The organism is Mycobacterium sp. IDUB_1, assembly GCF_055419625.1.
Genome location: NZ_JBVAYA010000001.1, coordinates 702,648 through 726,082, shown reverse-complemented (window position 1 = coordinate 726,082; position 23,435 = coordinate 702,648). Strand labels below are relative to the sequence as shown.

Annotated in this window: 23 protein-coding genes and 1 pseudogene; 12 read left to right on the top strand and 12 right to left on the bottom strand. The window is 68.8% G+C overall.

Annotated elements, in window-relative coordinates:
* The first annotated feature begins 432 nt into the window (after positions 1-432).
* From rpmH to ACZYYX_RS03650, 9 genes are all read left to right on the top strand, one after another.
* Positions 433-576 (top strand): 50S ribosomal protein L34, encoded by a 144-nt coding sequence (gene rpmH / locus ACZYYX_RS03690; RefSeq protein WP_046365060.1) that lies wholly within the window; start codon positions 433-435, stop codon positions 574-576.
* A gap of 21 nt (positions 577-597) precedes the next feature.
* Entirely contained in the window at positions 598-957 is a 360-nt protein-coding gene (gene rnpA, locus ACZYYX_RS03685) for a ribonuclease P protein component (RefSeq protein ID WP_463813073.1), read from the top strand.
* Positions 954-1,328: a membrane protein insertion efficiency factor YidD gene (yidD, locus tag ACZYYX_RS03680; RefSeq protein ID WP_463813072.1), complete on the top strand. Its 375-nt coding sequence runs from the start codon at positions 954-956 to the stop codon at positions 1,326-1,328. Before rnpA ends, yidD begins: the two co-directional genes overlap by 4 nt.
* Before the next feature lie 43 nt (positions 1,329-1,371).
* Positions 1,372-2,418 (top strand): membrane protein insertase YidC, encoded by a 1,047-nt coding sequence (gene yidC / locus ACZYYX_RS03675; protein WP_463814790.1) that lies wholly within the window; start codon positions 1,372-1,374, stop codon positions 2,416-2,418.
* A gap of 36 nt (positions 2,419-2,454) precedes the next feature.
* Positions 2,455-3,021 (top strand): Jag family protein, encoded by a 567-nt coding sequence (locus ACZYYX_RS03670; protein ID WP_463813071.1) that lies wholly within the window; start codon positions 2,455-2,457, stop codon positions 3,019-3,021.
* 71 nt (positions 3,022-3,092) lie between these two features.
* A complete protein-coding gene (rsmG, locus tag ACZYYX_RS03665; RefSeq protein ID WP_463813070.1) occupies positions 3,093-3,776 on the top strand; it encodes a 16S rRNA (guanine(527)-N(7))-methyltransferase RsmG in 684 nt (227 codons plus the stop codon).
* A complete protein-coding gene (locus tag ACZYYX_RS03660; RefSeq protein ID WP_463813069.1) occupies positions 3,773-4,705 on the top strand; it encodes a ParA family protein in 933 nt (310 codons plus the stop codon). The genes rsmG and ACZYYX_RS03660 overlap by 4 nt, the downstream gene beginning before the upstream one ends.
* Before the next feature lie 43 nt (positions 4,706-4,748).
* Entirely contained in the window at positions 4,749-5,741 is a 993-nt protein-coding gene (locus ACZYYX_RS03655) for a ParB/RepB/Spo0J family partition protein (protein WP_463813068.1), read from the top strand.
* Between the two features lie 220 nt (positions 5,742-5,961).
* The gene (locus ACZYYX_RS03650) at positions 5,962-6,699 is read left to right on the top strand and encodes an acetyltransferase (protein ID WP_463813067.1); all 738 of its coding nucleotides are present in this window, start codon (positions 5,962-5,964) and stop codon (positions 6,697-6,699) included.
* Positions 6,700-6,707: 8 nt separating this feature from the next.
* Here ACZYYX_RS03650 and ACZYYX_RS03645 read toward each other — a convergent pair whose 3' ends face one another.
* The 8 genes and pseudogenes from ACZYYX_RS03645 to ACZYYX_RS03610 form a co-directional block, all read right to left on the bottom strand.
* Entirely contained in the window at positions 6,708-7,895 is a 1,188-nt protein-coding gene (locus ACZYYX_RS03645; protein WP_463813066.1) for an N-acetylmuramoyl-L-alanine amidase, read from the bottom strand.
* Positions 7,896-7,969: 74 nt separating this feature from the next.
* A complete protein-coding gene (gene trxA, locus ACZYYX_RS03640; protein WP_463813065.1) occupies positions 7,970-8,305 on the bottom strand; it encodes a thioredoxin in 336 nt (111 codons plus the stop codon).
* Positions 8,302-9,297 (bottom strand): thioredoxin-disulfide reductase, encoded by a 996-nt coding sequence (gene trxB / locus ACZYYX_RS03635; RefSeq protein ID WP_463813064.1) that lies wholly within the window; start codon positions 9,295-9,297, stop codon positions 8,302-8,304. The genes trxA and trxB overlap by 4 nt, the downstream gene beginning before the upstream one ends.
* Positions 9,298-9,374: 77 nt before the next feature.
* A pseudogene (locus tag ACZYYX_RS03630) lies at positions 9,375-9,635 on the bottom strand (hypothetical protein); the annotation flags it as partial.
* A 56-nt stretch (positions 9,636-9,691) separates the two neighbouring features.
* Positions 9,692-10,267: an RNA polymerase sigma factor SigM gene (gene sigM, locus ACZYYX_RS03625; RefSeq protein ID WP_463813063.1), complete on the bottom strand. Its 576-nt coding sequence runs from the start codon at positions 10,265-10,267 to the stop codon at positions 9,692-9,694.
* A 49-nt stretch (positions 10,268-10,316) separates the two neighbouring features.
* Positions 10,317-13,871 carry a murein biosynthesis integral membrane protein MurJ gene (gene murJ, locus ACZYYX_RS03620; RefSeq protein WP_463813062.1) on the bottom strand — a complete coding sequence of 1,185 codons (3,555 nt, stop codon included), beginning with the start codon at positions 13,869-13,871 and terminating at the stop codon, positions 10,317-10,319.
* The gene (locus ACZYYX_RS03615; protein ID WP_463813061.1) at positions 13,868-16,240 is read right to left on the bottom strand and encodes a hypothetical protein; all 2,373 of its coding nucleotides are present in this window, start codon (positions 16,238-16,240) and stop codon (positions 13,868-13,870) included. Before ACZYYX_RS03615 ends, murJ begins: the two co-directional genes overlap by 4 nt.
* Positions 16,237-17,022, bottom strand: coding sequence for an NUDIX hydrolase (locus ACZYYX_RS03610; RefSeq protein WP_463813060.1), 786 nt, complete (start codon positions 17,020-17,022; stop codon positions 16,237-16,239). Before ACZYYX_RS03610 ends, ACZYYX_RS03615 begins: the two co-directional genes overlap by 4 nt.
* Before the next feature lie 85 nt (positions 17,023-17,107).
* Here ACZYYX_RS03610 and ACZYYX_RS03605 point away from each other — a divergent pair, with 85 nt between their 5' ends.
* The gene (locus ACZYYX_RS03605) at positions 17,108-18,562 is read left to right on the top strand and encodes a CCA tRNA nucleotidyltransferase (protein WP_463813059.1); all 1,455 of its coding nucleotides are present in this window, start codon (positions 17,108-17,110) and stop codon (positions 18,560-18,562) included.
* Between the two features lie 18 nt (positions 18,563-18,580).
* Positions 18,581-19,075, top strand: coding sequence for a pullulanase (locus tag ACZYYX_RS03600; protein WP_463813058.1), 495 nt, complete (start codon positions 18,581-18,583; stop codon positions 19,073-19,075).
* Here ACZYYX_RS03600 and ACZYYX_RS03595 read toward each other — a convergent pair whose 3' ends face one another.
* Together ACZYYX_RS03595 and ACZYYX_RS03590 are read right to left on the bottom strand one after the other, a co-directional pair.
* Positions 19,076-19,855, bottom strand: coding sequence for a TIGR03084 family metal-binding protein (locus tag ACZYYX_RS03595; RefSeq protein WP_463813056.1), 780 nt, complete (start codon positions 19,853-19,855; stop codon positions 19,076-19,078). It abuts the gene before it with no gap.
* Positions 19,856-19,865: 10 nt separating this feature from the next.
* On the bottom strand, positions 19,866-21,173 hold the full coding sequence (locus ACZYYX_RS03590) for an MFS transporter (protein ID WP_463813054.1): 1,308 nt from the start codon (positions 21,171-21,173) through the stop codon (positions 19,866-19,868).
* A 132-nt stretch (positions 21,174-21,305) separates the two neighbouring features.
* Between ACZYYX_RS03590 and ACZYYX_RS03585 the strand changes: the two genes are divergently transcribed.
* Positions 21,306-21,911 carry a YqgE/AlgH family protein gene (locus tag ACZYYX_RS03585; RefSeq protein ID WP_463813052.1) on the top strand — a complete coding sequence of 202 codons (606 nt, stop codon included), beginning with the start codon at positions 21,306-21,308 and terminating at the stop codon, positions 21,909-21,911.
* Between the two features lie 31 nt (positions 21,912-21,942).
* Here the strand turns inward: ACZYYX_RS03585 and ACZYYX_RS03580 are convergent, their stop codons facing one another.
* On the bottom strand, positions 21,943-22,296 hold the full coding sequence (locus ACZYYX_RS03580) for a hypothetical protein (RefSeq protein ID WP_463813050.1): 354 nt from the start codon (positions 22,294-22,296) through the stop codon (positions 21,943-21,945).
* Between the two features lie 75 nt (positions 22,297-22,371).
* Positions 22,372-23,322, bottom strand: a complete 951-nt coding sequence (locus ACZYYX_RS03575; RefSeq protein WP_463813048.1) for an LpqN/LpqT family lipoprotein — start codon at positions 23,320-23,322, stop codon at positions 22,372-22,374.
* Positions 23,323-23,435: the final 113 nt, after the last annotated feature.

Below are 23,435 nucleotides of genomic sequence, written 5' to 3'. Positions count from 1 at the left end.
GTGGGCTCTCGATCGAGTGGACGATCCTCGCTTCGTTGTCTTGCGCCGTCCCGGCATGGAATCGGCCTTGCCAGAAGCTAACAGTTTTCTCTCCGAGTGCCAACAGTTCTGCAACATTGCGGGGAAGCGTAAGTCCGCCTGGCGCAATCGTTCCAGATCCGCGTGACGGCTGAGGTGAATGTGATGCTCCTGACGTGCGACTCTGCCGGTGCTCGTCACCACCGGAGGTGGTTCGACGCAGGTTTGACCCGGCGAATTCTCGTCAGTACCCTCGAACAGTCGCCCGCACGTGGTGATACGGCTGCGATCCGGCTTACGTCGGAGGCCGCGCCGGCAAAGTAAGACCGCCGAACTTACCAACGGCCGACAGCGCGATGCCCGTCGTGAGACACGGACAGAGCGTGGGGGCCAGACCAACAAGGAGTGACTGCCGTGGCCAAGGGCAAGCGGACCTTCCAGCCCAACAACCGGCGCCGCGCACGCGTGCACGGGTTCCGGCTGCGGATGCGCACCCGTGCGGGGCGCGCCATCGTGTCCGGTCGGCGCCGCAAAGGCCGCCAGTCACTGACTGCGTGACACGACGCCAGGTCTGACGCGGTGCTTCCGGCACAGAACCGGATGACCAGGTCGACCGAGTTCGGTGCCACAGTCAGTCGAGGGACGCGGGCGGCTCAGCCTGATCTCGTCGTCTACTGCCTGCGTTCTGATCAGACCGAGGAAGCCGGACCACGGATTGGCTTGGTCGTCTCCAAAGCGGTCGGCAATGCCGTCCAGCGGCATCAGGTGTCGAGGCGTCTTCGTCATGTCGCCCGTACCCTCCTGCCTGATCTGAACTCCACCGATCGAGTGGTCATCCGCGCGCTCCCGGGTAGCCGACACGCAGTATCCCTTCGTCTCGAGCAGCAGGTGCGTACCGCGTTGCGCCGCATCAGGAGTCGTGCGGAGGCCTCCTCGTGAGTTCCCGCGCCGTGAGTTCCCGCGCGGTCCGCGCTCTCGTGTGGACGATTCAGCTCTACCGCACCACCGTCTCTCCGCTGCGTCTCCCGACGTGCCGATTCACACCCACCTGCAGCCAGTACGCCGTCGAGGCTCTCACCGAGTTCGGCTTGGTGCGGGGGAGCTGGCTGGCTCTGGTTCGTCTGCTCAAATGCGGACCATGGCATAACGGAGGGTGGGACCCGATTCCCGATCGTTCTCCCGGTCACGTACGCCCGGAGTGTGATCGTCACAGTGACGCCACCGCTGTGACAGTCGGTGGTCCCCGCGAGAACCCCGTAGACCTAGAAGACCAACCGGATCAGCAAGGGAAGAGTCTGCCGCGTGTTTAACTTCTTCAGCCTCGACATCATCTATTACCCGGTGTCGGCGATCATGTGGGTCTGGTACAAGGCGTTCGCGTTCCTGCTGGGCCCCTCGAACTTCTTCGCCTGGGCGCTGTCGGTGATGTTCCTCGTGTTCACGCTGCGAGCGATCCTCTACAAGCCGTTCGTTCGGCAGATCCGCACCACGCGCCAGATGCAGGAGCTGCAGCCGCAGATCAAGGCTCTGCAGAAGAAGTACGGCAAGGATCGGCAGCGCATGGCGCTGGAGATGCAGAAGCTGCAGAAGGAGCACGGGTTCAACCCGATCCTCGGCTGCTTGCCGATGCTGGCGCAGATTCCGGTGTTCCTGGGTCTGTATCACGTGCTGATGTCCTTCAACCGGACACAGACGGGCATCGGTCGACTTGGCCTCTCGGTCGAGGAGAACAAGAGCCTCGGCAACTACTTCTTCAGCGCCACCGACGTCGGGCACTTCCTGGACGCCAACCTGTTCGGGGCTCCGCTCGGCGCGACGATGATCCAGAAGCACGGCCTCGAGGCATTCACCGAGTTCCACCGCCCGGCCGTGATCGCCGTGGGCGTCCCCATCATGATCGCTGCCGGTGTCGCCACGTACTTCAACAGCCGCGCGTCGGTGGCTCGTCAGAGTCCGGAAGCGGCCGCCAACCCGCAGACCGCGATGATGAACAAGCTCGCGCTCTACGTCTTCCCGCTGGGCGTGGTTGTCGGCGGCCCGTTCCTTCCGTTGGCCATCTTGTTGTACTGGTTCGCCAACAACATCTGGACCTTCGGTCAGCAGCACTACGTGTTCGGCAAGATCGAGAAGGAAGAGGAAGCCAAGAAGCAGGAGGCGCTGGAGCGCCGCGCGGCGAACGCACCCGCGCCGGGAGCGAAGCCGAGCCGGAAGAAGGCCGCGCGCCTCGATGGTGAATCTGCGGATGCCACAGCTGCCGATGACCTGGAGATCGTCGAGTCCAGTGGAACGGAACAGGGGTCGTCGGGCTCGAGCGAGAGCGCTGGCGATGCTGCGACACGCAACGGGGCGGTGAGCCGAACCCCGAAACCCGGCGCGCGCCCCAAGAAGCGGAAACGTTGACGCGCGGGTGACCGCGAACGAGGGAGAGGTATATCCATGACGAATTCAGAGACGACGTCCCTGGAAGAGATCCACGAGACGAGCTCGGACGTCGTCGTCGATGAGTCGACGAGCGATGTTCCGTCGGGCACGGGCGATCTCGAGGACCGGCTCGTCGCCGAGGGCGAGATCGCCGGTGACTATCTCGAGGAGCTACTGGATCTGTTGGACTTCGACGGTGACATCGATCTTGACGTCGAGGGCGACCGCGCGGTCGTGAGCATCGACGGCGGTGGCGACCTGACGAAGTTGGTCGGCCGTAAGGGTGAGGTGCTCGACGCCCTCCAGGAGCTGACTCGGTTGGCTGTCCACCAGAAGACGGGGGAGCGGAGTCGCTTGATGCTCGACATCGCGCAGTGGCGTAAGCGCCGTCGCGACGAGCTGGCGACTCTGGGTAGCAAGGTGGCCCATCGCGTTCTCGAGACCGGTGAGCGCGAAGAGCTGTCCCCCATGACGCCGTTCGAGCGCAAGATCGTGCACGACGCCGTGGCAGAGGTGGACGGGGTGCACAGCGAGAGCGAGGGCGTGGAGCCGTCGCGTCGCGTGGTCGTCCTCGTCGACTGAGACTCCTGGAGTTACACCGATGTAGTTCGGTGGGCGGACCAGTGTCGGACTCGAGGCAGGGGATGTTTCACGTGAAACATGCGGAGGTGCCAGCGCCGCCTGCGGCGGTGACGGCAGTCTTCGGTGACGCTGCCGATGCCGCGCTCCGTTACGCAGAGATCTTGGCCGGTGACGGTGTCGAACGCGGACTGCTGGGTCCGCGTGAAGTCGAGCGGCTGTGGGATCGCCACATTCTGAACAGCGCCGCGATTGCCGATGTGGTCGACCGCGGAGAGGCTGTCGCCGACATCGGCAGCGGTGCGGGCCTTCCCGGGATACCGTTGGCGCTGGCCCGGCCCGACGTCTCCGTGACTCTGATCGAACCCTTGCTTCGGCGCAGCGACTTCCTCCGCGAGGTGGTCACCGAGCTCGGCCTGGGGTCCGTGGTCGTACGAGGCAGGGCTGAGGATCGATCCGTTCGCGAGGTCGTGGGGGAGCAGGATGCAGTGGTGTCCCGTGCGGTGGCGTCTCTGGACAAGATCGCGAAATGGAGCGTGCCACTTCTGCGGGTCGGTGGTCGGATGCTCGCGATGAAAGGCGAGCGCGCTGCCGATGAGGTGCACGAGCATCGCCAGTCGTTGGCCGCGCTCGGACTGACCGAGGTTGAGGTGAGGACGTGTGGCGCGCAATTCGTGGACCCGCCCGCGACAGTGGTCGTAGGGTTTCTGGAAGAGGAGCGACGTCGTCGGACTCCGGCGGGAAGGAGACAACGGTGACGTCAACGGCCGAGGAGCCCACCCCGGATGTTTCACGTGAAACGTGGGGTACCCATGACGTCGACACCCCGATCGGAGCCGAGGCCGAACGCGCCGTCCGACTGATGCATGCCGCGTCCGAGGGCCTGCTGCCCAAGCCAGCTCGCCAGCGGATCTTCACGGTCGCGAACCAGAAGGGCGGCGTCGGCAAGACCACGACGGCAGTGAACATCGCGGCAGCCCTGGCCCTGCAGGGCGCACGTACGCTCGTCATCGATCTCGATCCGCAGGGCAACGCGAGCACCGCGCTCGGCATCGAGCACCGTCCCGGGACACCGTCGTCGTACGAGGTGCTCATCGGTGAGATCTCCGTCGAGTCGGCGCTCCAGCAGAGCCCGCACAACGAGCTGTTGTTCTGCGTTCCGGCGACAATCGACCTGGCCGGCGCCGAGATCGAGCTCGTGAGCATGGTCGCTCGAGAAGGGCGACTGCGCACCGCACTCGCCGAGTTGAAGCATCACGACTTCGACTACGTCTTCATCGACTGCCCGCCCTCTCTCGGTCTGCTCACGATCAACGCACTTGTCGCCGCCCCAGAGGTCCTCATTCCGATCCAGTGCGAGTACTACGCTCTCGAGGGCGTAGGCCAGCTGCTCCGGAACATCGAGATGGTGAAGTCGCATCTGAACCCCGAGCTGGACGTGACGACCGTGGTGCTGACGATGTACGACGGTCGGACCAAACTGGCCGACCAGGTCGCCGTCGACGTACGTGCGCACTTCGGTGACAAGGTCCTGCGAACCGTGATTCCGCGCAGCGTGAAGGTGTCCGAAGCACCCGGATACGGGATGACGATCATCGACTACGACCCAGGCTCACGGGGTGCGATGAGTTATCTCGACGCCAGCCGTGAGCTCGCCCAGCGCGGAGCCCCCGAGGCGCGACAGTGACGACCTCCCGATCCGGCAGCGGTGTGACGAACGAAGGACTTGGATGAACAACCCGGCACGTAAGCGCAGTGGCCTCGGACGCGGCCTGGCGTCGCTGATCCCGACCGGCCCTGCCGAAGGCGACGAGCCGGCCACCACCGGGCCCCGGATGGGTGCCGCCGCCGCCGATGCTGTCTTCGGCGGACCGCCGGACGTCACGCCACCGGCGGGTGACGTCGGCGCGGTGTACCGGGAAATCGCCCCGTCGCTGATCGACCCGAACCCGCGTCAGCCGCGCCAGGTATTCGACGAAGAAGCGCTGAACGAACTCGTGCATTCGATCCGCGAGTTCGGATTGATGCAGCCGATCGTGGTGCGTGCGATACCGGACAGTGGGGATGCGCCGACGCGCTACCAGCTGGTGATGGGGGAGCGCCGGTGGCGGGCCGCGCAGAAAGCGGGTGTCGCCTCGATCCCCGCGATCGTCCGCGAGACCGCCGATGACAGCATGCTGCGGGACGCGCTGCTGGAGAACATCCATCGCGCTCAGCTGAACCCGTTGGAAGAGGCGGCGGCCTATCAGCAGTTGCTCGACGAGTTCGCCGTCACCCACGATGAACTCGCGGCGCGGATCGGGCGATCCCGTCCCGTGATCACCAACATGATCCGTCTGCTGCGTCTGCCGATCGCGGTGCAGCGCCGAGTAGCGGCGGGAGTGCTCTCCGCGGGCCATGCCCGGGCGTTGCTCGCCCTCGAGGGCGGACCGGACAAGCAAGAGGAACTCGCTGCCCGGATCGTCGCGGAGGGCCTGTCTGTCCGGGCGACGGAAGAAGCCGTCACGCTGGCCAACCGCGAAGGTGCGGGCGCCCCGCCGGCGCCGCGCCGGAAGCCGATCCAGATGCCCGGGCTGCAGGATGTCGCGGAGCAGCTGTCGTCCGCGTTCGACACACGCGTGACGGTCAGCCTCGGCAAGCGGAAAGGCAAGATCGTCGTCGAGTTCGGTTCCGTGGACGATTTGCAGCGGATAGTGGACCTCATGAACTCGACAACCCGGTGACCAACCACACGCGGCCGATACGTCACTGTGACACTAGGGCACAGTGGTCCGACGCCGATTCCGGAACGCCGGGGAAAGCCGCTGAGCGGCAGTGGTTTTCGAGCTCGACGCCGTGGCGGCCTGTCGGACTGCTCCGGATCGAGCCCAATGGACCCGTGCCTTCTATCCTTGAGGGGCAGCAGCCGCGCATCCCCTCGCGGCGGAGACACCCGGGAGCGTAGTGACCGCACGAATCACCCCTCTGCGGCTCGAAGCGTTCGAGCAATTGCCGAAGCATGCGCGACGATGCGTGTACTGGGAGGTCGATCCGAGCATCGTCGGCGACGACCAGCACCTCTCGGACCCTGAGTTCGAGAAAGAAGCCTGGCTGTCGATGGTCATGCTGGAGTGGGGGTCGTGCGGACAGCTGGCTGTCGAATCGCGAACCCCGCTGCCGGAGGATGAGACGGGCGACGAACCGTGCCTCGGCTACGCGTTCTATGCGCCGCCACGCAGCGTGCCACGCGCGGCACAATTCCCGACCGGCCCGGTCAGTCCGGATGCCGTGCTTCTGACGTCGTTGGGTGTCGAGACAGGGCCCGGGCACGACGACCTGTCCCGCGCACTGATCACCGCCGTGGTCGGAGATCTCGTACGACGAGGAGTGCGAGCACTGGAAGCCTTCGGGCGGTCTGCCGCAGCGGACGAGCTCGCCGACGTCGCCCAGGTGCCGACCGATGTGGCACCGGTACTCGACACCCTCGGCGACTGTGCACTGGGCACCTGCGTGATTCCGAGCGATCTGTTACTCGACGCCGGCTTCGAGGTGGTGTCGCACCACACCTACTTCCCTCGACTGCGGCTCGAGCTGGAGCAGGGTCTCGGGTGGAAAGCCGGCGTCGAAGCCGCGCTGGAACGTCTGCTGGAGAGCGCGGAGTTGCAGCAGCCGGTCGGCGCCGGCGCGGCATCCAACTGCTGAAGCGGCTGCTAGCTGTTGCGGGACTGTTCGACGGCCAATTCGTGGGCGAGCAACTCGGCGAACGTGAACGTGCCCGTGGGGCGGTCGTTCTTGCCGAGCAAGTAGAGCCGCTTCACCGCTGCGAGAATGCCTTCGGCAAGGGAATCACGGGCCGACGGGGAGACCAGCGTGGCCCGATCGCCGGGATTGGTGATGTAGCCGACGTCCACCTGAACGGTGGGCATGCGGGTCAGGCGCAGCAGATCCCACGTCCGGCCGTGCACGCGGCAATCACGTAACCCGGTGCGCGCGACGACTTCCCGCTGGATGAAGTCGGCGAGATTGCGTCCGATGGTGGACACCGAGCCGTGCGAGTTGCCGAAGTGGAACGAGGCGACACCGTTGGCCGCCATGCTCTTCTGGTTCTCACATCGCAGGCTGATCATCAGGTCGGCACCGACGGAGTTCGCAGTCGCGGCACGTTCGGCGTCAGTGGGGGAGGCGGTCGCGGAACGGGACAGGAACGTCTCCATGCCGATGGCCGTCATCCGGCCTTCGAGCCGACTGGCCAAGTCCCACAGGATGTCTGCCTCGCTAATAGGCCCCGACGGACCCTGGGTGATCAGACCGTGGTCGCCCCCGCCGCGACCCGGATCGATGATGATCCTCTTGCCGGAAAGCCACGGCCCGGAGCTGCGCACCAGCTCCTCCTCGCGGATCGCGTGCGGCGAACCACCGGTCACCCGGGACCCGAGGTTGTACAGCGAGCGCAGCGTTTCCGGACCGCAGATGCCGTCCGGAAAAAGCCCGTACTCGCGCTGGTACGACATCAAGGCGTTGTGGGTCTGCAAGCCGAAGTGTCCGTCGACCAATCCGGTGTAGAACCCGAGATCCTGCAGGCGCGCCTGCAGGGTGGCGACGTCGTCGCCGTACATCGGGGCACCGAACTGGTGGTTGAGGGTCCGCGCGCCGAGGCGGTACGAGGCCTCTTTGATCGCCCGGTAGGTCGCCTCCCCGACGACTCCGTCGACGAGGAGGCCGCGGTTTTGCTGAAAGGCGCGCACTGCGTGGTCCAGCTCACCGTCGAACACGTCAGGGGCGACTCTGCGCCCGGTGACCAGGTCGTCGTCCGGATCGTGCAGCATCCCCAGGGCGGCCAACGCGGTCCGGATCTCGGTGACCGCCGCAGAACGGTCACCGCGACGCAGACTCGACATAGGCAGCATTCTCTCAGAAGGGGAGAGGATTTCGGAAAACCCCAGGGAAGTGTCCGGGGGTCCGATGCGGTTCGCTAGAGGACGTCAGCGAGCTCGCGCAGCAGCGCAGCCTTGCCTTTTGCGCCCACGATCCGCTTCACCGGCTGGCCGTCCTTGAACAGGATCATGGTCGGGATGGACACCACCGAGAAGTCACGCGCCGTCGCCGGGTTCTCGTCGACGTCCAGTTTGGCCACGGTCAGCGCCCCGGCCTTCTCGGATGCGATCTCTTCGAGCACGGGAGCGACCATCTTGCACGGCCCACACCACGTCGCCCAGAAATCCACCAGCACCGGGGTGCCGCTGGCCAGAACGTCCTGAGAGAAGGAATCGTCGGTGACAGCTACGGTCGCCGAGGTGGTCTCGCTCATTGCTGTGCTCCAATCAGGTCGCTGTCTTCGGTTGTGGTGGAAGTTCTTTCGCCCGGCTCGGCGTGATCGGCCAGCCACCGCTCCGCATCGATGGCTGCGGCGCAACCACTTCCGGCGGCGGTGATCGCCTGCCGATAGGTGTGGTCCACCAGATCGCCTGCGGCGAAGACACCGTCGACCGACGTGTAGGTGGTGCGGCCGACGACCTGGACGTATCCCTCGTCGTCGAGGTCGACCTGCCCACGCACCAGATCCGATCGCGGATCGTGCCCGATCGCCACGAACACACCGGTCACCGCGAGTGAGGATTCCTCGCCGGTGATGGTGTTGCGGAGCTTGATGCCGGTGACCTTCGGATCCCCTTCGACGGCCTCCACCGCGGTGTTGGTCAGGATGGTGATCTTCTCGTTCTGTTCGGCGCGCTCCAGCATGATCTTCGAAGCGCGGAACTCGTCGCGACGGTGGATCAGCGTCACACTGCGCGCGAAGCGGGTGAGGAAGGTCGCCTCCTCCATCGCCGAGTCGCCGCCGCCCACCACGGCGATGTCCTGATCGCGGAAGAAGAAGCCGTCACAGGTGGCGCAGGTGCTCACACCCATGCCGAGTAGCGCGTCCTCACCGGGGACGCCGAGGTGGCGGGCCGCCGCACCCATCGCGAGGATGACCGCGCGCGCCTGGTAGGTCTCGTCGCCGACGGTGACCTTCTTCACCGGTCCGGTGAGGTCGACGGCATCGACGTCTTCCATGCGCAGGTCCGCGCCGAAGCGCAGCGCCTGCTCGCGCATCTGATCCATCAGTTCGGGCCCGGTGATGCCGTCCTTGAAGCCGGGGTAGTTCTCCACCTCGGTCGTGGTCATCAAGGCACCGCCGAACTGGCTGCCTTCGAAGACGAGGGGCTTCAGCTGGGCCCGCGCGCTGTACACAGCGGCGGTGTACCCGGCGGGACCGGAACCGACGATGATGACGTCGTGGACGGTGGACGAGGAGGTCATGAGTGCCTTTCTGCCTGCAATCCTTGAACACCAGGGTAGGCCGGGGTGTTCCCGTTGGCCGCTCGGGCGGGTCAGTGGCGTTTCGGGGGCGGTTGGGCGTCGCGCAGCGCTGCCCCCATGCGGGCGGTGACGTCGGCGGGCACCTCGGGCGCTGAGGCGGTGTCGGCACCGAGAAGGCCCAGTTCCCGACGGACGGTGTCGAGCGCCGCCAACGCGCGGGCGGCCTCGGGATCGGCGCGCACGCGCCGGCGAACCTGCGCGGCGGTGTCGTCGTCGAGGAGCCCGGCCTGGAGGTCGGCGAGCAGCTCCGGTGTGACGGGTTCGAGGTCGTTGCCCATCGTGTTCCCCCGCCGGTTGCGTTGTCCGCTGACCGTCCGAGGTTATCCGACAGGGTTCAGTCGATGTGTTCGGCGGCGAAGACCGTCAGCGACGCCGCGAGCTTGGCCCGCGCCCTGGCGCATCGGCTCTTGACCGTTCCTTCCGCCACACCGAGCATCCGCGCGGTCTCGGCGATGGAGAACCCTTGCATGTCGACAGCGACCACCGCGGCGCGTTGCTCGACCGGCAGGCCCATCAGAGCCCGTTCGATCACGATCGCGGTGTCGATGCGGCGGGTCGGATCCGTACCGCAGGTCAGCTGTTCGTCGAGCGCGGCATGATCGCGGAACTTGTTGCGGCGCAGACGGTCCAAGCAGGCGTTGACCACGATGCGGTGTAGCCAGCTGCTGACCGCCGAATCGTTGCGGAAGGCGCCGGCGGTGCGGTGCGCTGCCAGCAGGGCGTCCTGCAGCGCATCGGCGGCGTCGTCGGGGTTGGCCGTGGTCAGCGTGGCGAGCCGGTAGAGCTGCCGGTGGTGTCGGTAGAACAGTTCCTCGAACGCGTACCGGTCTCCGGCGACGTGGGCGGCCAGCAGCTCGGCGTCGGTGCGCGGCCGAAGCTCGCCGCCGCTGTGCGCTCCGAAAATCCCCACAGCCGAACCCTAGGCGGCCCGAGCGGGGGCTCAGCGCACCAGTTTTCGCTCAGCCGGCGGCTTTGAGCGTGATCTCCGCGACGTCGCTGCGGCTCTGGCCGTTGACCTGTCCGAGTGTGGAGATCCACACCAGGACGTAGGACGTGGGTGCGGCGTTCTCGACCGGGATGGTGTTGGTTCCGGGCTTGAGCGTCGTCGGTTGGGTCAGTGCGGTCGTGTCGTCCAGTGAGGACGGCGACGCCGACGTCGCCGAACGGATCTGGACCGCGGTACCGGTGCTGTTGACACTGATGCCCACCGAGCCGATCGTGGTCGGCTGCGCCAGCTGCAGCATCAGACCGACACCGTTCTTGAACCCCGGGAAGGGAGCCGCGTCGCTGTAGGTGTCGGTCGGCCACACCGTCGATGGATCACCGTCGATCGCCAACCCCGCCAGGTCAGGTGCGTCGGCCTCGCCCTCGGGCGAAAACACAGTTGCGCGAACGGGTTTCACGACCGCACCGGCATCGGGAGTGCTGCTACCCGGCTCCGACGAGGTCGGCGCGTTGAGGCCGAGCTCGTCACCGCTGAGCCCGTTGCCGACGTCACCGAAGATGCGGCTGAGCATGGTGGCCAGCAGGATCACCACGAGCACCACCGCGGCAGCGGCCACACTGGCTCCGATGATCAGGCGCTTGCGTCGGCGAGCTGCCTCGTCGGGATCGACCGCCGCGTCGGGTGCCGACGGTGCTTCGGTCGCCGATTCGTTCACGGGGGCGAGATGGTCGGTGCGGTCGGCGATCGCCGTCGCCTGCTGCAGCAGATTCAGCATCGTCGACGCGCTGCGGATACCGCCGTTCTCCTGGGCCGCGCGGGCGGCGGCCGCGGAGATCTGGAATGGGATGTCGCGGTCGACGGCACGCGGTTCGAGTGGTTGCCCCGCCGGATCCAGCTCGGCGGCGGCCAGCCCGCTGGGCTCGCCGCTCTCCGGTAGTGGCCAGCGGTTGATCAGCAGCGCATACAGCGCCGCGCCGATGCCGCGGATGTCGTCATCCGGCGTCGCCGAGGACAGTGTGGCCGGGAAGGCAAGCGCCACATCGCCTTCGATGCTGACCCGGATACGGGCCGGGTGATCGACGGACAACGCGACACCGTTGCGGTGCGCTGCCTCGGCCGCCGCGGCCAGTGACTGGATCGCGCGGGCACCCCCAATGGGGGAGGGGGAGGTGTCCGCGACTTCGGCGAGGGAACCGCCGCGGATCCACTCGGAGACGACGAGCCCGCCGGAGCCGGTGGTCATCACGTCGAGCACCCGTGCCACCCCAGGCATGTCGAGGCGTCCGAGCCGCTGCGTGCGGTCCAGGATGGCCTGGACCTCGCTGGCGGGCAGGGTGCCGTCAGGGTCGACGAACGTCAGCGCCACCTGCCGGTCCAGCGCGGTGTCGAGGGCCTGCCAGAACTGCAGGGGGGGTGGTCCCCCGTGGAAGACGAGCAAGCGGTAGCGCCCCTTGCCGACGGTGGCGCCGGGGATGAGGTGCAGGTCCTCGGCGGCGGTCGCAGCCTCGAGCGGCGGTTCGCGGGGCGGGTCGAACGCCAGCGATTCGCGGGTGGGGTCGTTGCTGTAGTCGGCACGAGGGCGCGGCGGGCCGGCGGCGGGGATGGCTTCCGTCGGGCGCTCGGGTTCGACCGCGGCCGGTTCGCGTTCGGGTTCGGGGGAGACATCCGGCACATCGGGCTGGAAGTCGTCGGCCAACGGCCGTGCCGTCGACGGGTCGAAGGTCTGCGGCGGTGTCGGGGAACCACCGGCGGGGGTGTCGCTCACGGCAGCTCCTTTCCCGGTCCGGCGTTCGCCAACCACGCCCTCGTGTCCCCGCTGCATCGCGCCGGGAAACTGACGCGTCCGTCGCGTCGAGGTGAGATCAGGGTACGTGAGCCCGCCGCTCGACCGGGTCTGGACGGACGCGTCGGCCGGCACACGCCGGCGACCGAGGCGCGACCGCACTGCGGCCGTCGCCGCAATCGCCTCCGGGACCTTCGCGCCGAGCAGGACACCGGCGATGATCGGCCCCATGACCAGGCCCAGGACGGCCAACCGGAGCAGCGACCCGGCCGCACCGAAGTGTTCGGTCAGCGACGCCAGTCCGGCCAACCGGTCGAGCACGTGCGCGGTCAGCCCCGCCGCCAGCGCGGCGGTGATGGTCACCAGCACGGTGCGCACCACGTCGGCGGGAAACAGGCGCCCGCCGGGCGGGTCGAGCCGGCTGCGAAGCAGCAGGTAGCCGAGCGTGGCGCCCGCCAGGAAGCCCAGTCCATTGGCCAGACCGAGGTAGCCGGCGACCAGTTCGGGATCGGTGGTCAGGTGCGGCGCTGCCAGCGACCCCGCGACCTTCACGGCAGTGATCAGCACGACCAGCAGGATCGGCGTCCACGGCTCCTCGCGAGCGTAGAACACCCGCAGCTGCAGGAGTACCAGCGCGTAGGGGATCAGCGTGAACGCCGACAGCGTGATCGCCATGCCGAGATATCCCGCATCGACGGCGCCGAAGTTGCCGTAGGAGAACAGCGCGCTGCCGATCGCCGGACCACCGACGGTCATCAGCGCGACGACGGGAATCAACGTCACCATCGTCAACCGCGTCGCGAGCGACAGATCGTCGAGCACGGCCGGGCCGTCGTTCGCTGCGGCGTTGCGCGACAGGCGTGGCATCACGACCGTCAGCACCGTCACGCCGACGATCCCGAACGGGAGCTGCAGGATGAGCCAGGTGTAGTTGTAGATCGCGGGACCTGAGGCCGCCGCACCGCTGGCGACCTGATTGCCGACGATGAACCCGACCTGGCTGATGAGCACGTAGAGCACCATCGCCAGCGCCATCATCCCGAACTTCTTCAGCCGCGCGTCGATGCCCCACAGCGGCCTCAGGCTGATCCGTTCTCGGCGGATCGCCACGAACAGCACCGCGGCCTGCGCGACGACACCCAGCGTGGTGCCGATGCCGAGCACCAGCAGCTTGGCATCGCCCATCGTCACCGGGTTCAGCGAGAGTTCGCCCGGCACAAGGAGATACAGACCCAGGGTCGCGATCGCGACGACGTTGTTGACCACCGGCGCCCATGCGGGTGGCCCGAAGATGTTGCGGGTGTTCAGGATCGCCATGAACACCGAGGACAATCCGTAGAAGATGATCTGCGGCAGCAGCAGGTAGGCGAACGCCGTCGTCAGCGGCCGATCCACCAACGGCTCCGAACCCAGCATGAGGTCGACGAGAAGCGGGGCACCGACCGTCGAGATGACCGTGACCACCAGCAGCAGGGTGGTGGCCAGGGTCAGGAGCCTGCGGATGAATGCGGTTCCGCCGTCGGGATCGTCACGTTCGGCGCGGGCGAGTACCGGTACGAAGATCGCGGTGAACGTCGCCTCCAGGACGAGCGCGGCGATCATGTTGGGCAGCTGGTTGGCCACCGTGAACGCGCTCGAGAGCGCCGCGCCGAGGATCGCAGCGAGCAGGACGATGCGTGCGAACCCGGTGAGCCGGCTGACCAGCGTCGCGAGCGCCATACCCCACGAGCGTGACACCACGGCGGCGTCGGACAGCTCGGCCCGCCGCGGTTGCGCCGTGCTCATCGTCGCCTCCCGTCGTCGTCGGAGTACGCCAGCGCCACCTCGATCGGGTCAGGGCGGTGCGGGTCCGCTTCGAGATCGGCGCGGTCGGGCTGGCCGCGGAATCGGTGCCACAGGCGGCGCCCGACGAGCAGCACCAGCACGGCGCCGCCGGTCAACGTGATGAAGAACAGCACCTTTCCGTAGGCGTTGGAGTGCACCGACAATCGCACGGGCTCCCCGAGGGTCAGCCCGTCGACGGTGCGCAGCGACACGTCCACCGCGACGCGCTGCGTGAAGTGGACCTCGATGGGCACCTTCAGCGGCAGGAAGCCGGGAGGCAGCACGATCTCGCCGGGATCGGTCACTGTCATGCCGGGCGGGGCGTCGATCTGCAGCCGAACCCGAATCGGGACGGGTAGATCGTTGCGCAAAGCGAGCGGCAGCGGGCTGCGTTCGGTGGCCAGCGTGTAGGAACCGCCGGGGTTGACGATCGTGACGGCCTTGAACAGATCCTCCACGGTCGAGCCGACGGTCGTCAGCCGCTGCTGGGCCAGCCCGTTGCGGGCGTCGGGCGGCACCGACTGACTCAAGGCCCGCAGCATGTCCTCGCGCAGCGGCGCCGTGTACTGCGGTCCCGTCAGCCCGGTGCGCTCGTCGGTGCTCAGCGCGTCGGTGAGACCGCGAAGTCGGTCGGTGGTCGCCGCGATGCCGGACACGACGGCGTCGTCGAAGCGTCCGCGGGGGTTGACGACGCCGGCGGTCGGGGGCGCCTCGCTGCCGTGGACCGCGGCGGCTTCGTCGAGCACGGCTCGCAGCGGCCGCGGCACCGCCAGGCCCGAACGGATCGTGGTGGCGACCGTCGTCAGCACGGCCTGCGCGTCGTCGGCGGTCGCGTTCCACATCAACGGCGGCATGATCAGCTGACCGCGCGGTGCGGCGTCGATGTCGAGTCCACGCCACAGCAGCGCACCGAGGGCGTCCTGGCGGCGGACGGTCGCCGAATCCTGTTTCACCGGGATGCTCAGCGACGGCACCAGGTACGAGGGGGATTCCGGCGAAGTGCCCATGCCTGCCAGTGCCGCGCCGACGGCCGGATCGAACGGTGCGGTCACCACGTTGGGCGTGTACCGCACCGGCGCCGTATCGGCGGTCTGGGGTTGTCCGCCGTCGGCCTCGTCGGGTCCGGTCAGGTTCGCTGCGGCGAGAGCGACGGTCGGACCCTGCGCCGAGAGGAGATCGACGGCGTCCGCGGTGAGGGGACCGTCGCCGACGATGGTGGCGCCGCGGGTGGATGCCACGCCGAGGATCTGGTCGACGACGTCGGCGGCTCCGCCCGTCGCCGCCGCGGCCAGGACAGGATCGGCGACACGGTGCAGCGCGTCGAGGTCGGCTTGCGCGTACGGCGTTGCGGTGACGCACATGCGCTGCGCCAGCGCCTTGAGCCGGGTGAGCCAGCCGATGGCGGCCTGCTGGCCGGTACCCGGGTGTGTGGGTGTGGTGCGCGGACCCGCGTCCGCGGCGTCGTTGACGACGTAGCCGTTGGTCATCGCGTTGACCGTGACCAGCAGGTCGGGGTCGACGGCCAGGCACAGCGCGCCGGTCACCTCGCCACCGGGATCGACCTGCGGGCTGGTCGCGAAATCCGCTGCCGCCAGCAGACTGTCGAGCCGGCCGCCTTGGGCGAGCGACACCGCGAGGTCGTCGTCGATGAGCCGCACCGGGGTGGTGCCGCCCGGGGCTCCCGCCGCCAGCCGCGGCCGGTCGGCCAGCGGCCAGAACATCGTCAGGCCGACGGGCCGGGTGGTGTCGGGGGGCACCGCGGAGGTCACCGTGTCGGTCGCGGCATCGTTCTGCTGATCCGGCGGAACCCCCAGCACGGGCAGCAGGAAGCGCGAGTCGTCGAGGCGGGCCGGCGCGCCGTAGTCGGGGGTGCCGTTGACGTTCACCATCACCGGGTAGACGCCCGGTTCGGTGACGTCGAGCGATGGATGGTCTGCCGAGCGCAGCGGGTAGGCGAGCCGGAACGGGACGGTCTGTCCGCGCGCCATCTCGGGGGCGACCGTGATGAAGTCCGCGACCGGTTGGTACTGGTCGACATTGCCGGCGAGGTTGGTGCGCAGCGCGGTCGACGAGGTCACCGGGCCGGCGCGTTCGAGGCGAACCACTACATCGCGCACCGCGCGGTCGCCGACGTTGCGGATGGTGCCGGTGACGGTGACCATCGGATCGCTGGTGGTGGTGACGACATCCGGAGTGATGCCGTCGATCTGGACGGTGAGGAACGGCAGCGTGGGCGGCTGGGCGTGCGCGACCGCGGAGGCGACGATCGGCAGGACGGCAGCCAGCAGTGCGACGACCGCGGCGAGCAGGCGCGCGGGCAGGCCGATCACGGACCCTGACCGTAGCCGTTCGCCCGGCGGCCCGGCTGGGGTTGCGCCGGCGGATCAGACCGGTGGTTGCGGGTGCGCGAGTGCGTCTGTCCCCGGCGCCGCGGCGTGCTGCGGGGCAGGGGAGGCAGCGCCGACGGCCCGTCGGTGTGCAGTTTGTCGATCAGCTCGTCGGCGACCTCGGCCAGTCGGCGCTCGTCGGCATAGGCCAGGCGCTTCGGCAGCTCCCGCAGCGGCACCCAGGCCACCTCGGTGACCTCCACGTCCTCGTCCGACAGCTCGCCGCCGGCGAAGCGCATCAGATAGTGGTGCACGGTCTTGTGGACGCGGCGGCCTTCGGTGACGAACCAGTAGTCGATGCTGCCCAGGGCGGCCAGCACGCTGCCCTGGATGCCGGTCTCTTCGGCGACCTCCCGGATCGCCGTCTGCTCGGCGGTCTCACCCCGTTCGATGTGGCCCTTGGGTAGAGACCACAGCATGCGCCCGCGGCGATCGATCCGGCCGATCAGCGCGGCTACCTGGCTGTCCTTGGGTCCGTCGAGTCCGTCGATGACCAGGCCGCCCGCCGATGTCTCGTGCACGGTGCGGAGGCGCTCGGTGGGGCGGCGCGGGCCGGAGCGTTGCGGTTTCGGAGTTGCCGGTGCATTCTCGGCGGGAGTGGCAGCGGGGGTCGTTTGCCCACTGCCGTTCGACTGATCGGCGCCGGCCTCGGGGGGTCCTGCCGCGCGTCGGCCCCGACGCCGCCCGCGGCGTCGTCGAGGTTTTGGCTGCTCGCCGTCCGACACCCAAGCGATAGTAGCTGCCATGAACTGCCGGCCACGCCCCACTCGCCGGTCGGTGACATGCCTGTGACCAGTAGGCTCATCGGACGTGTCTGAGCCCTCGTCCGGACAAGACGTCGCCGAACTGCTGGCTGCCGCGCAGGTATCGCTGGGGCGGCACCACAAGGTGCTGCGGGCGCTCGGCCGACTGTTCACCGATGCAGGGCACTCCGTCTATCTGGTGGGAGGCAGCGTGCGCGACGCGCTGCTGGGCCGACTCGACACAGATCTGGACTTCACCACCGACGCCCGGCCGGAGCAGATGCAGGCGCTACTGGCCGGGTGGGCGGACGCGCTGTGGGACACGGGTATCGCGTTCGGCACCCTCGGCGTCGGCAAGAACGGCGACCGCCTGGAGCTCACCACGTTCCGCGCGGACTCCTACGACCACGTGACCCGTCACCCGGAGGTGCGCTTCGGCGACAACCTGGCCGAGGATCTGGTCCGCCGTGACTTCACCGTCAACGCGATGGCCGTGCGCCTGGATCCTGATCAGCCGGGTGGGCTGGGGGAGTTCCTGGATCCGCTCGGCGGCCTCGCCGCGCTGCAGGCCCGCACGCTGGACACCCCGGCCGAACCCGAAGTCAGTTTCACCGACGATCCGCTGCGCATGCTGCGGGCGGCGCGGTTCACCTCGCAGCTGGGCTTCACCGTGGCGCCGCGGGTGCGGCAGGCGTTGACGGAGATGGCGCCGCAGCTGTCCCGGATCAGCGTCGAGCGGGTGGCGGTTGAGCTGGACAAGATGCTGCTGGGTGCCGATCCGGTGGCGGGCGTGGACCTGATGGTGCAGACGGGGCTGGGCGAGATCGTGCTGCCCGAGGTCGGCGCGATGCGGATGGCAATCGACGAACACCATCAGCACAAGGACGTCTACCAGCATTCGCTCACGGTGCTGCGGCAGGCCATTGATCTCGAAGATGACGGCCCGGATCTGGTGTTGCGCTGGGCGGCGCTGCTGCACGACATCGGCAAGCCGGCGACCCGGCGCCATGAGCCGGACGGCGGTGTCAGCTTCCACCATCACGAGGTGGTGGGCGCGAAGATGACGCGCAAGCGGATGCGGGCGCTGAAGTACTCGAAGCAGATGGTCGACGACGTGTCGCAGCTGGTGTACCTGCATCTGCGGTTCCACGGCTACGGGGAAGGCCGGTGGACCGATTCGGCGGTTCGCCGGTACGTGACGGACGCGGGACCGCTGCTGAGCCGGCTGCACAAGCTGGTGCGGGCCGACTGCACCACGCGCAACAAGCGCCGCGCGGCCCGGCTGCAGGCCAACTACGACGACCTCGAGCACCGTATCGCCGAGTTGGCGGCCAAGGAGGATCTCGCCCGGGTCCGGCCGGACATCGACGGCAACGAGATCATGAAGATCCTCGGCATCCCACCCGGGCCCGCGGTCGGGCAGGCGTGGAACCACCTCAAGGAGGTGCGCCTCGATCGCGGCCCGCTCAGCCACGAGGAGGCGGTCGAAGAATTGCTCAGGTGGTGGAACGAGCAGGGGTAGTCGCGCGTCTGACAGGGTATGGAGTACTGCCTGGGCGACCTCGATGGCGGCGCCACGATGTGGAGCGCCGATCCGACGACCGATGTCGACGCTGACGGCGTTCTGGACGCGGTGATGCTCGATCTCGATCACGACGGCCTGGTCGACGACGCGCTGGCCGATCTGGACGCCGACGGTCTCGCCGAACGCGGTGTGCTCGGGGTCGGGGGAGCGGGCGCGGTCGACGTCACCGACGACGGGACCGGTACGTGGGCGGTGCACCTGGATCGCGGGGCGGCGCTGCGCTGGCTCGGGCTCGACGGTGTGGAACATCCGGCGGGCAGTGCGGCGGTGGATCTCGACGGTGACGGGCAAGCCGGGGAGCGTCTGGTGGACACCGACGGCGACGGGCTCGCCGATCGGGCGTTCGGGACGGGGACGGCCTGGGTCGACACCGACGGTGACGGACGCTGGGATGTGCGCCTGGCCGACGCTGATGGCGACGGCGCCGCCGACAGCGCGACCCCGCTCTGATCAGTCGCGGCCGGTCCCGGGCGGCCCCGCGAACGCCTGCGCGATCGTCAGCCACTGCTCGGCGTCCGGGCCGAGCGCCACCACGTCGAGAGCGGTGCGCGGCCGGCGCTGCGTCACCAGCATGCAGAAATCCTCGGCTGAGCCCTCGACCCGCTGGGTCGCGTCCTCGGGTCCCCACGCCCACTCGTCTCCGCCGGGCGCACGCAGTTTCACGTGGAACACCTCAGCCGGCGGTGTCAGCCCGTGCACGGTGTACGCGAAATCGCGGGTACGCACGCCGATGTGGGCGATGGAGCGCAGACGGGCCGTCGGCGTCCGAGTCACCCCCAGAGCGTCGGCCACGTCGAGACCGTGCGCCCAGGTCTCCATCAGCCGAGCGGTCGCCATGGATGCGGCGCTCATCGGTGGGCCGAACCACGGCAGCTTGCGTCCGTCGGCAACCGTCAGCAGCGCGTCGTGCAGTGCGGCGCGGGTGGTCCGCCAGTCACTGAGCAGCTCGGCAGGTGCCGCCGTGGCCACTTCCTCGGCCGCGTCGTCGACGAAGCCGGTGGGATTCTGCATCGCCGCGGACACCACATCGGTAGCGAATGCGGCGTCGTCGGTGACAGCGATCAAGGCGACCCGGTCGGTCCACAGCAGGTGCGCGATCTGGTGGGCGATCGTCCACCCGGCCGCCGGGGTGTCGGCCGCCCAGCGCGCTGCCGGCAGGTCGGCGACAAGCGCATCCAGGTCGTCGCTTTCGGCGCGCAGGTCAGCGACGATCGGGGCAGCTCCGGCCATGCCGGTCACCCTAGCCCGCCGGGCGCCGGCGCCGGGCCACGGTTGCGTACACGGCCAGCCCCAGGAGGTAGAGCCCCGTACCCGCGATCGCGACACCGGGTGCGTGCCCGTCGGCGGGCATCACGAACGCCGCCGCGGCGATCGCGAGGATGAACGCCATCCAGAACAGCGCGTCCTGCACCGTGAACACGTGGCCGCGCAGCGCGTCGTCGACGTCGATCTGCATCGCCGTGTCGGCGCAGAGCTTGACCACCTGTCCGGCGCCGCCGAGCAGGAAACCGCACACGATCATCACCGGCAGCCTCAACGTCGCACCGCACAGCTGCACCGCCGCCGCGAAAGCCAGCGCCCAGATCGGGGTGGCATAGCGGCCCCAGCGCTTCACCAGCATCGGTGTCACCGCGGTCGCCAGGAACGCCCCGATGCCCGTTGCCGCCACGAACAGCACCGTGGTACCCAGCCCCGCCACTGCGGCCGTGTCACTGTGCCGCACCGTCACCAACACCAACAACGTGTTGAGGCCGAACGCCATCCGGTGCGCCGAGAGCCCGGCGAGTGTCGCCGCCACCGTCGGCACCGAGAGCACCGTCCGAGCCCCGTGCAGCCATCCCGTCGCCACGGCGTAGGCGACAGAGCCGTGCACCGCGCGGACACTGTCGTCTGGGCCCAGCATTCGGGGCGGGAAGCGCACCGACAACCACAGCGCCAGTGCCACCGGCACCGCGACCAGGAAGATGATCATCGACGCGCCAGAATCGCTGGAGCCGAACAACCAGCGCGGTAGCAGCATGAAGTTCGCGCCGAAGAACGCGGCCGCCGCGCCGGTGGCCGTCGCGATCGAGTTCATTGCCACCACCTGCTCGCGCGGCACCACATGCGGCAGCGCCGCCGACAGCCCGGACGACACGAACCGGGTCAGCCCGTTCACCACCAACGCGCCCATCAGGACCGGCAGATCACCCAGGCCCGCGGCCAACAGCGTGCCCACGACGACGACCAGCACGAGGCGGCCGGTGTTGGCGCCGACGAGCACCACGCGTCGATCCCATCGGTCCAGCAGCGCGCCTGCGAACGGTCCGAGGACCGAATACGGCAGGAACAGCACGGCGAACGCCCCGGCGATCGCCCACGGACCGGCGGCGCGCTCGGGGTTGAACAGGAGCGCGCCCGCGAGACCGGCCTGGAACAGCCCGTCGCCGAACTGACTGACGGCGCGCAACTCCAGGAGACGGCGGAACCCGGGCAGCGATTTCGTCGACGAGAGTGTGTTCGTCCACACCGAACGCCACGCTGCGCGGGGTGCGCGATCGTCGGGCACGGAGGTCACGTCCTAGCGGAGAGGGTGGCGCGTCGGAGGTCGGCAGGAGGCGACCGGACACCACAGTACAAATATCGCGCCGCTGTGCGCTTGTTCGCCTCCGTGCGACGGCGGTGGTGACAGAATGGCCGGGTGGCGCAGCATGAGGACCCGGAGGATTTCGTCGCCCCAGCGGCGCACCGGGTGCGCGCGGGCACGTTGTTGTTGGCCAACACTGATCTGCTGGAGCCGACGTTCCGGCGCAGCGTGATCTACGTCGTCGAGCACAACGACAGCGGCACGCTGGGTGTGGTGTTGAACCGGCCCAGCGAAACCGCCGTCTACAACGTGCTTCCGCAGTGGGTGAAGCTGGCCACGAAGCCGAAGACGATGTACGTCGGCGGCCCGGTCAAGCGCGATGCCGCGCTCTGCCTCGCCACGCTGCGCACCGGGGTCGACGTCACCGGGGTGCCCGGGCTGCGCCACATCCAGGGCCGTATCGCGATGGTCGATCTGGACGCCGACCCCGATGCCGTCGCTCCGATGGTCGAGGGCGTTCGCATCTTCGCCGGGTACTCGGGCTGGACCATCGGCCAACTCGAGGGGGAGATCGAGCGCGACGACTGGATCGTCCTGTCGGCTCTGCCGTCCGACGTGCTGTCCGAGCCCCGGACCGATCTGTGGGGCCGGGTGCTGCGCCGTCAGCCGATGCCGCTGCCGCTCCTGGCAACCCATCCGATCGATCTCAGCAGGAACTGACGGCACCGGCAGGACCGTCAGCGGCCCGACCTCAACGGCAGGAAAGAGTGCAGGCCGCGCACGACCCGGCACACCCGGCGTCGGCGCTCTGCAGCGCATTGGCACGGGCGACGACTTTCGCGCTCTGCCAGCAGCCTGCTGCCACGGTGGCGGTCGCCCCGAGCACGCATACCGGGAGCACCACCGCTGCCGTCGACACCGGCGCTGCGAACGCGACGGCTGCGCCTGCGGCGAGCATGACGGCCGCGGCCAGTTGGATCGGGGCCACGCCGCGCAGGACCTGCCGCACGAAGTCACCCGATGGGGCGGGCCGCATCAGCGACCAGACACCCAGCGTCGCGGTCAGCAGCGCGACGCCCAGGCACAACACCGCGGCGATCATCACGAGATACGAGAATACGGCCTCCGTGGCGGGCCGCCGTCCCCCGGGCGCCAGGCTTCGCCCGGGGGACGACGCCGCTCAACCCTGCAGGCCCAACAGCTGCGGCGCGGGGGCCACCGCAGCGGGGGCAGCAGGAGCAGGAGGCGCCGGCGGTGCCGGCGCAGGGGGTGCGCCCAGTGGCGCGCCGGGGGCGGGCGCCGCGGACGGAACGCTCACCTTGAAGCCCTTGACGATCGCCTCGGTGGCGTCAGCGGCTGCGACGACCTGGTCGACGCTCGTGGTGACGGCCAGGGACACCAGGTAGCGGTCGGGGCCGACGGTCGCGATGACGTGTCGACGCGACGTGTTCAGCGTCAACGCGTTCTCCCGGTACGTGCCCTCGATCAGCGACGACGGCATCCCGCCGAAGTCGGCGAACGAGGCGTCGGTGGCGCGCCACGCAGGTTGCTGCTGGGCATCGATGAATCCGTGGCTGATCGCTTCGCGCGGGTCGAAGTCGCCGACCAGCTTGTAGACCACGACCTGCGCGTTCGACGAGTACAGCCCGTTGCCGCCGACGCGGTCCGCGATCACCGCGAACGCGTCGGGCACGTTCGGATCAGGGATGTGCTGCCAGCCGCGCGGCATCGGCAGCACGATGTTGAGGGCACGGAAGTCGCTGCTGGACTGCGGCTGCAGGGTGACGCCCTTGGCCGCGAAGAAGTCGGTCAGGGTGCCGGAGGTGGCCGGCACGATCTGCGGCTGCGGAGCCGCCGGTGCTGCAGCCGGTACTGCTGCAGAGACCCCGGCGGGTACCGCGGAGACGGGAGCGGTGACGGGACCGGTGACCGGTGCCACACCCACGGGCGCCGCGGCCGCACCCGGCGCCGCGATGGTGGCCGGGGACGGCAGGGTCGGCTGGACCGGCAGCGGCTGCGCCGATGCCGTGGCCGCGACAGCGAACACCCCGACGAGCACCCCGACCATCGCGGCGGTGCACGCGCCGAGTCCTCCTGCCAGAACCCGCCAGCCGCGGGCGATTTCGCTCATCGAGTGAAGTCCTCCCAGTCCTTGTCCCGACCCCCCGGTGCGTGGGCGACCGGGTCAGGCGAGAAATGTATCCACGCCGACGAGCCGCTCACCAGGGCTGGAATCGACCTGGG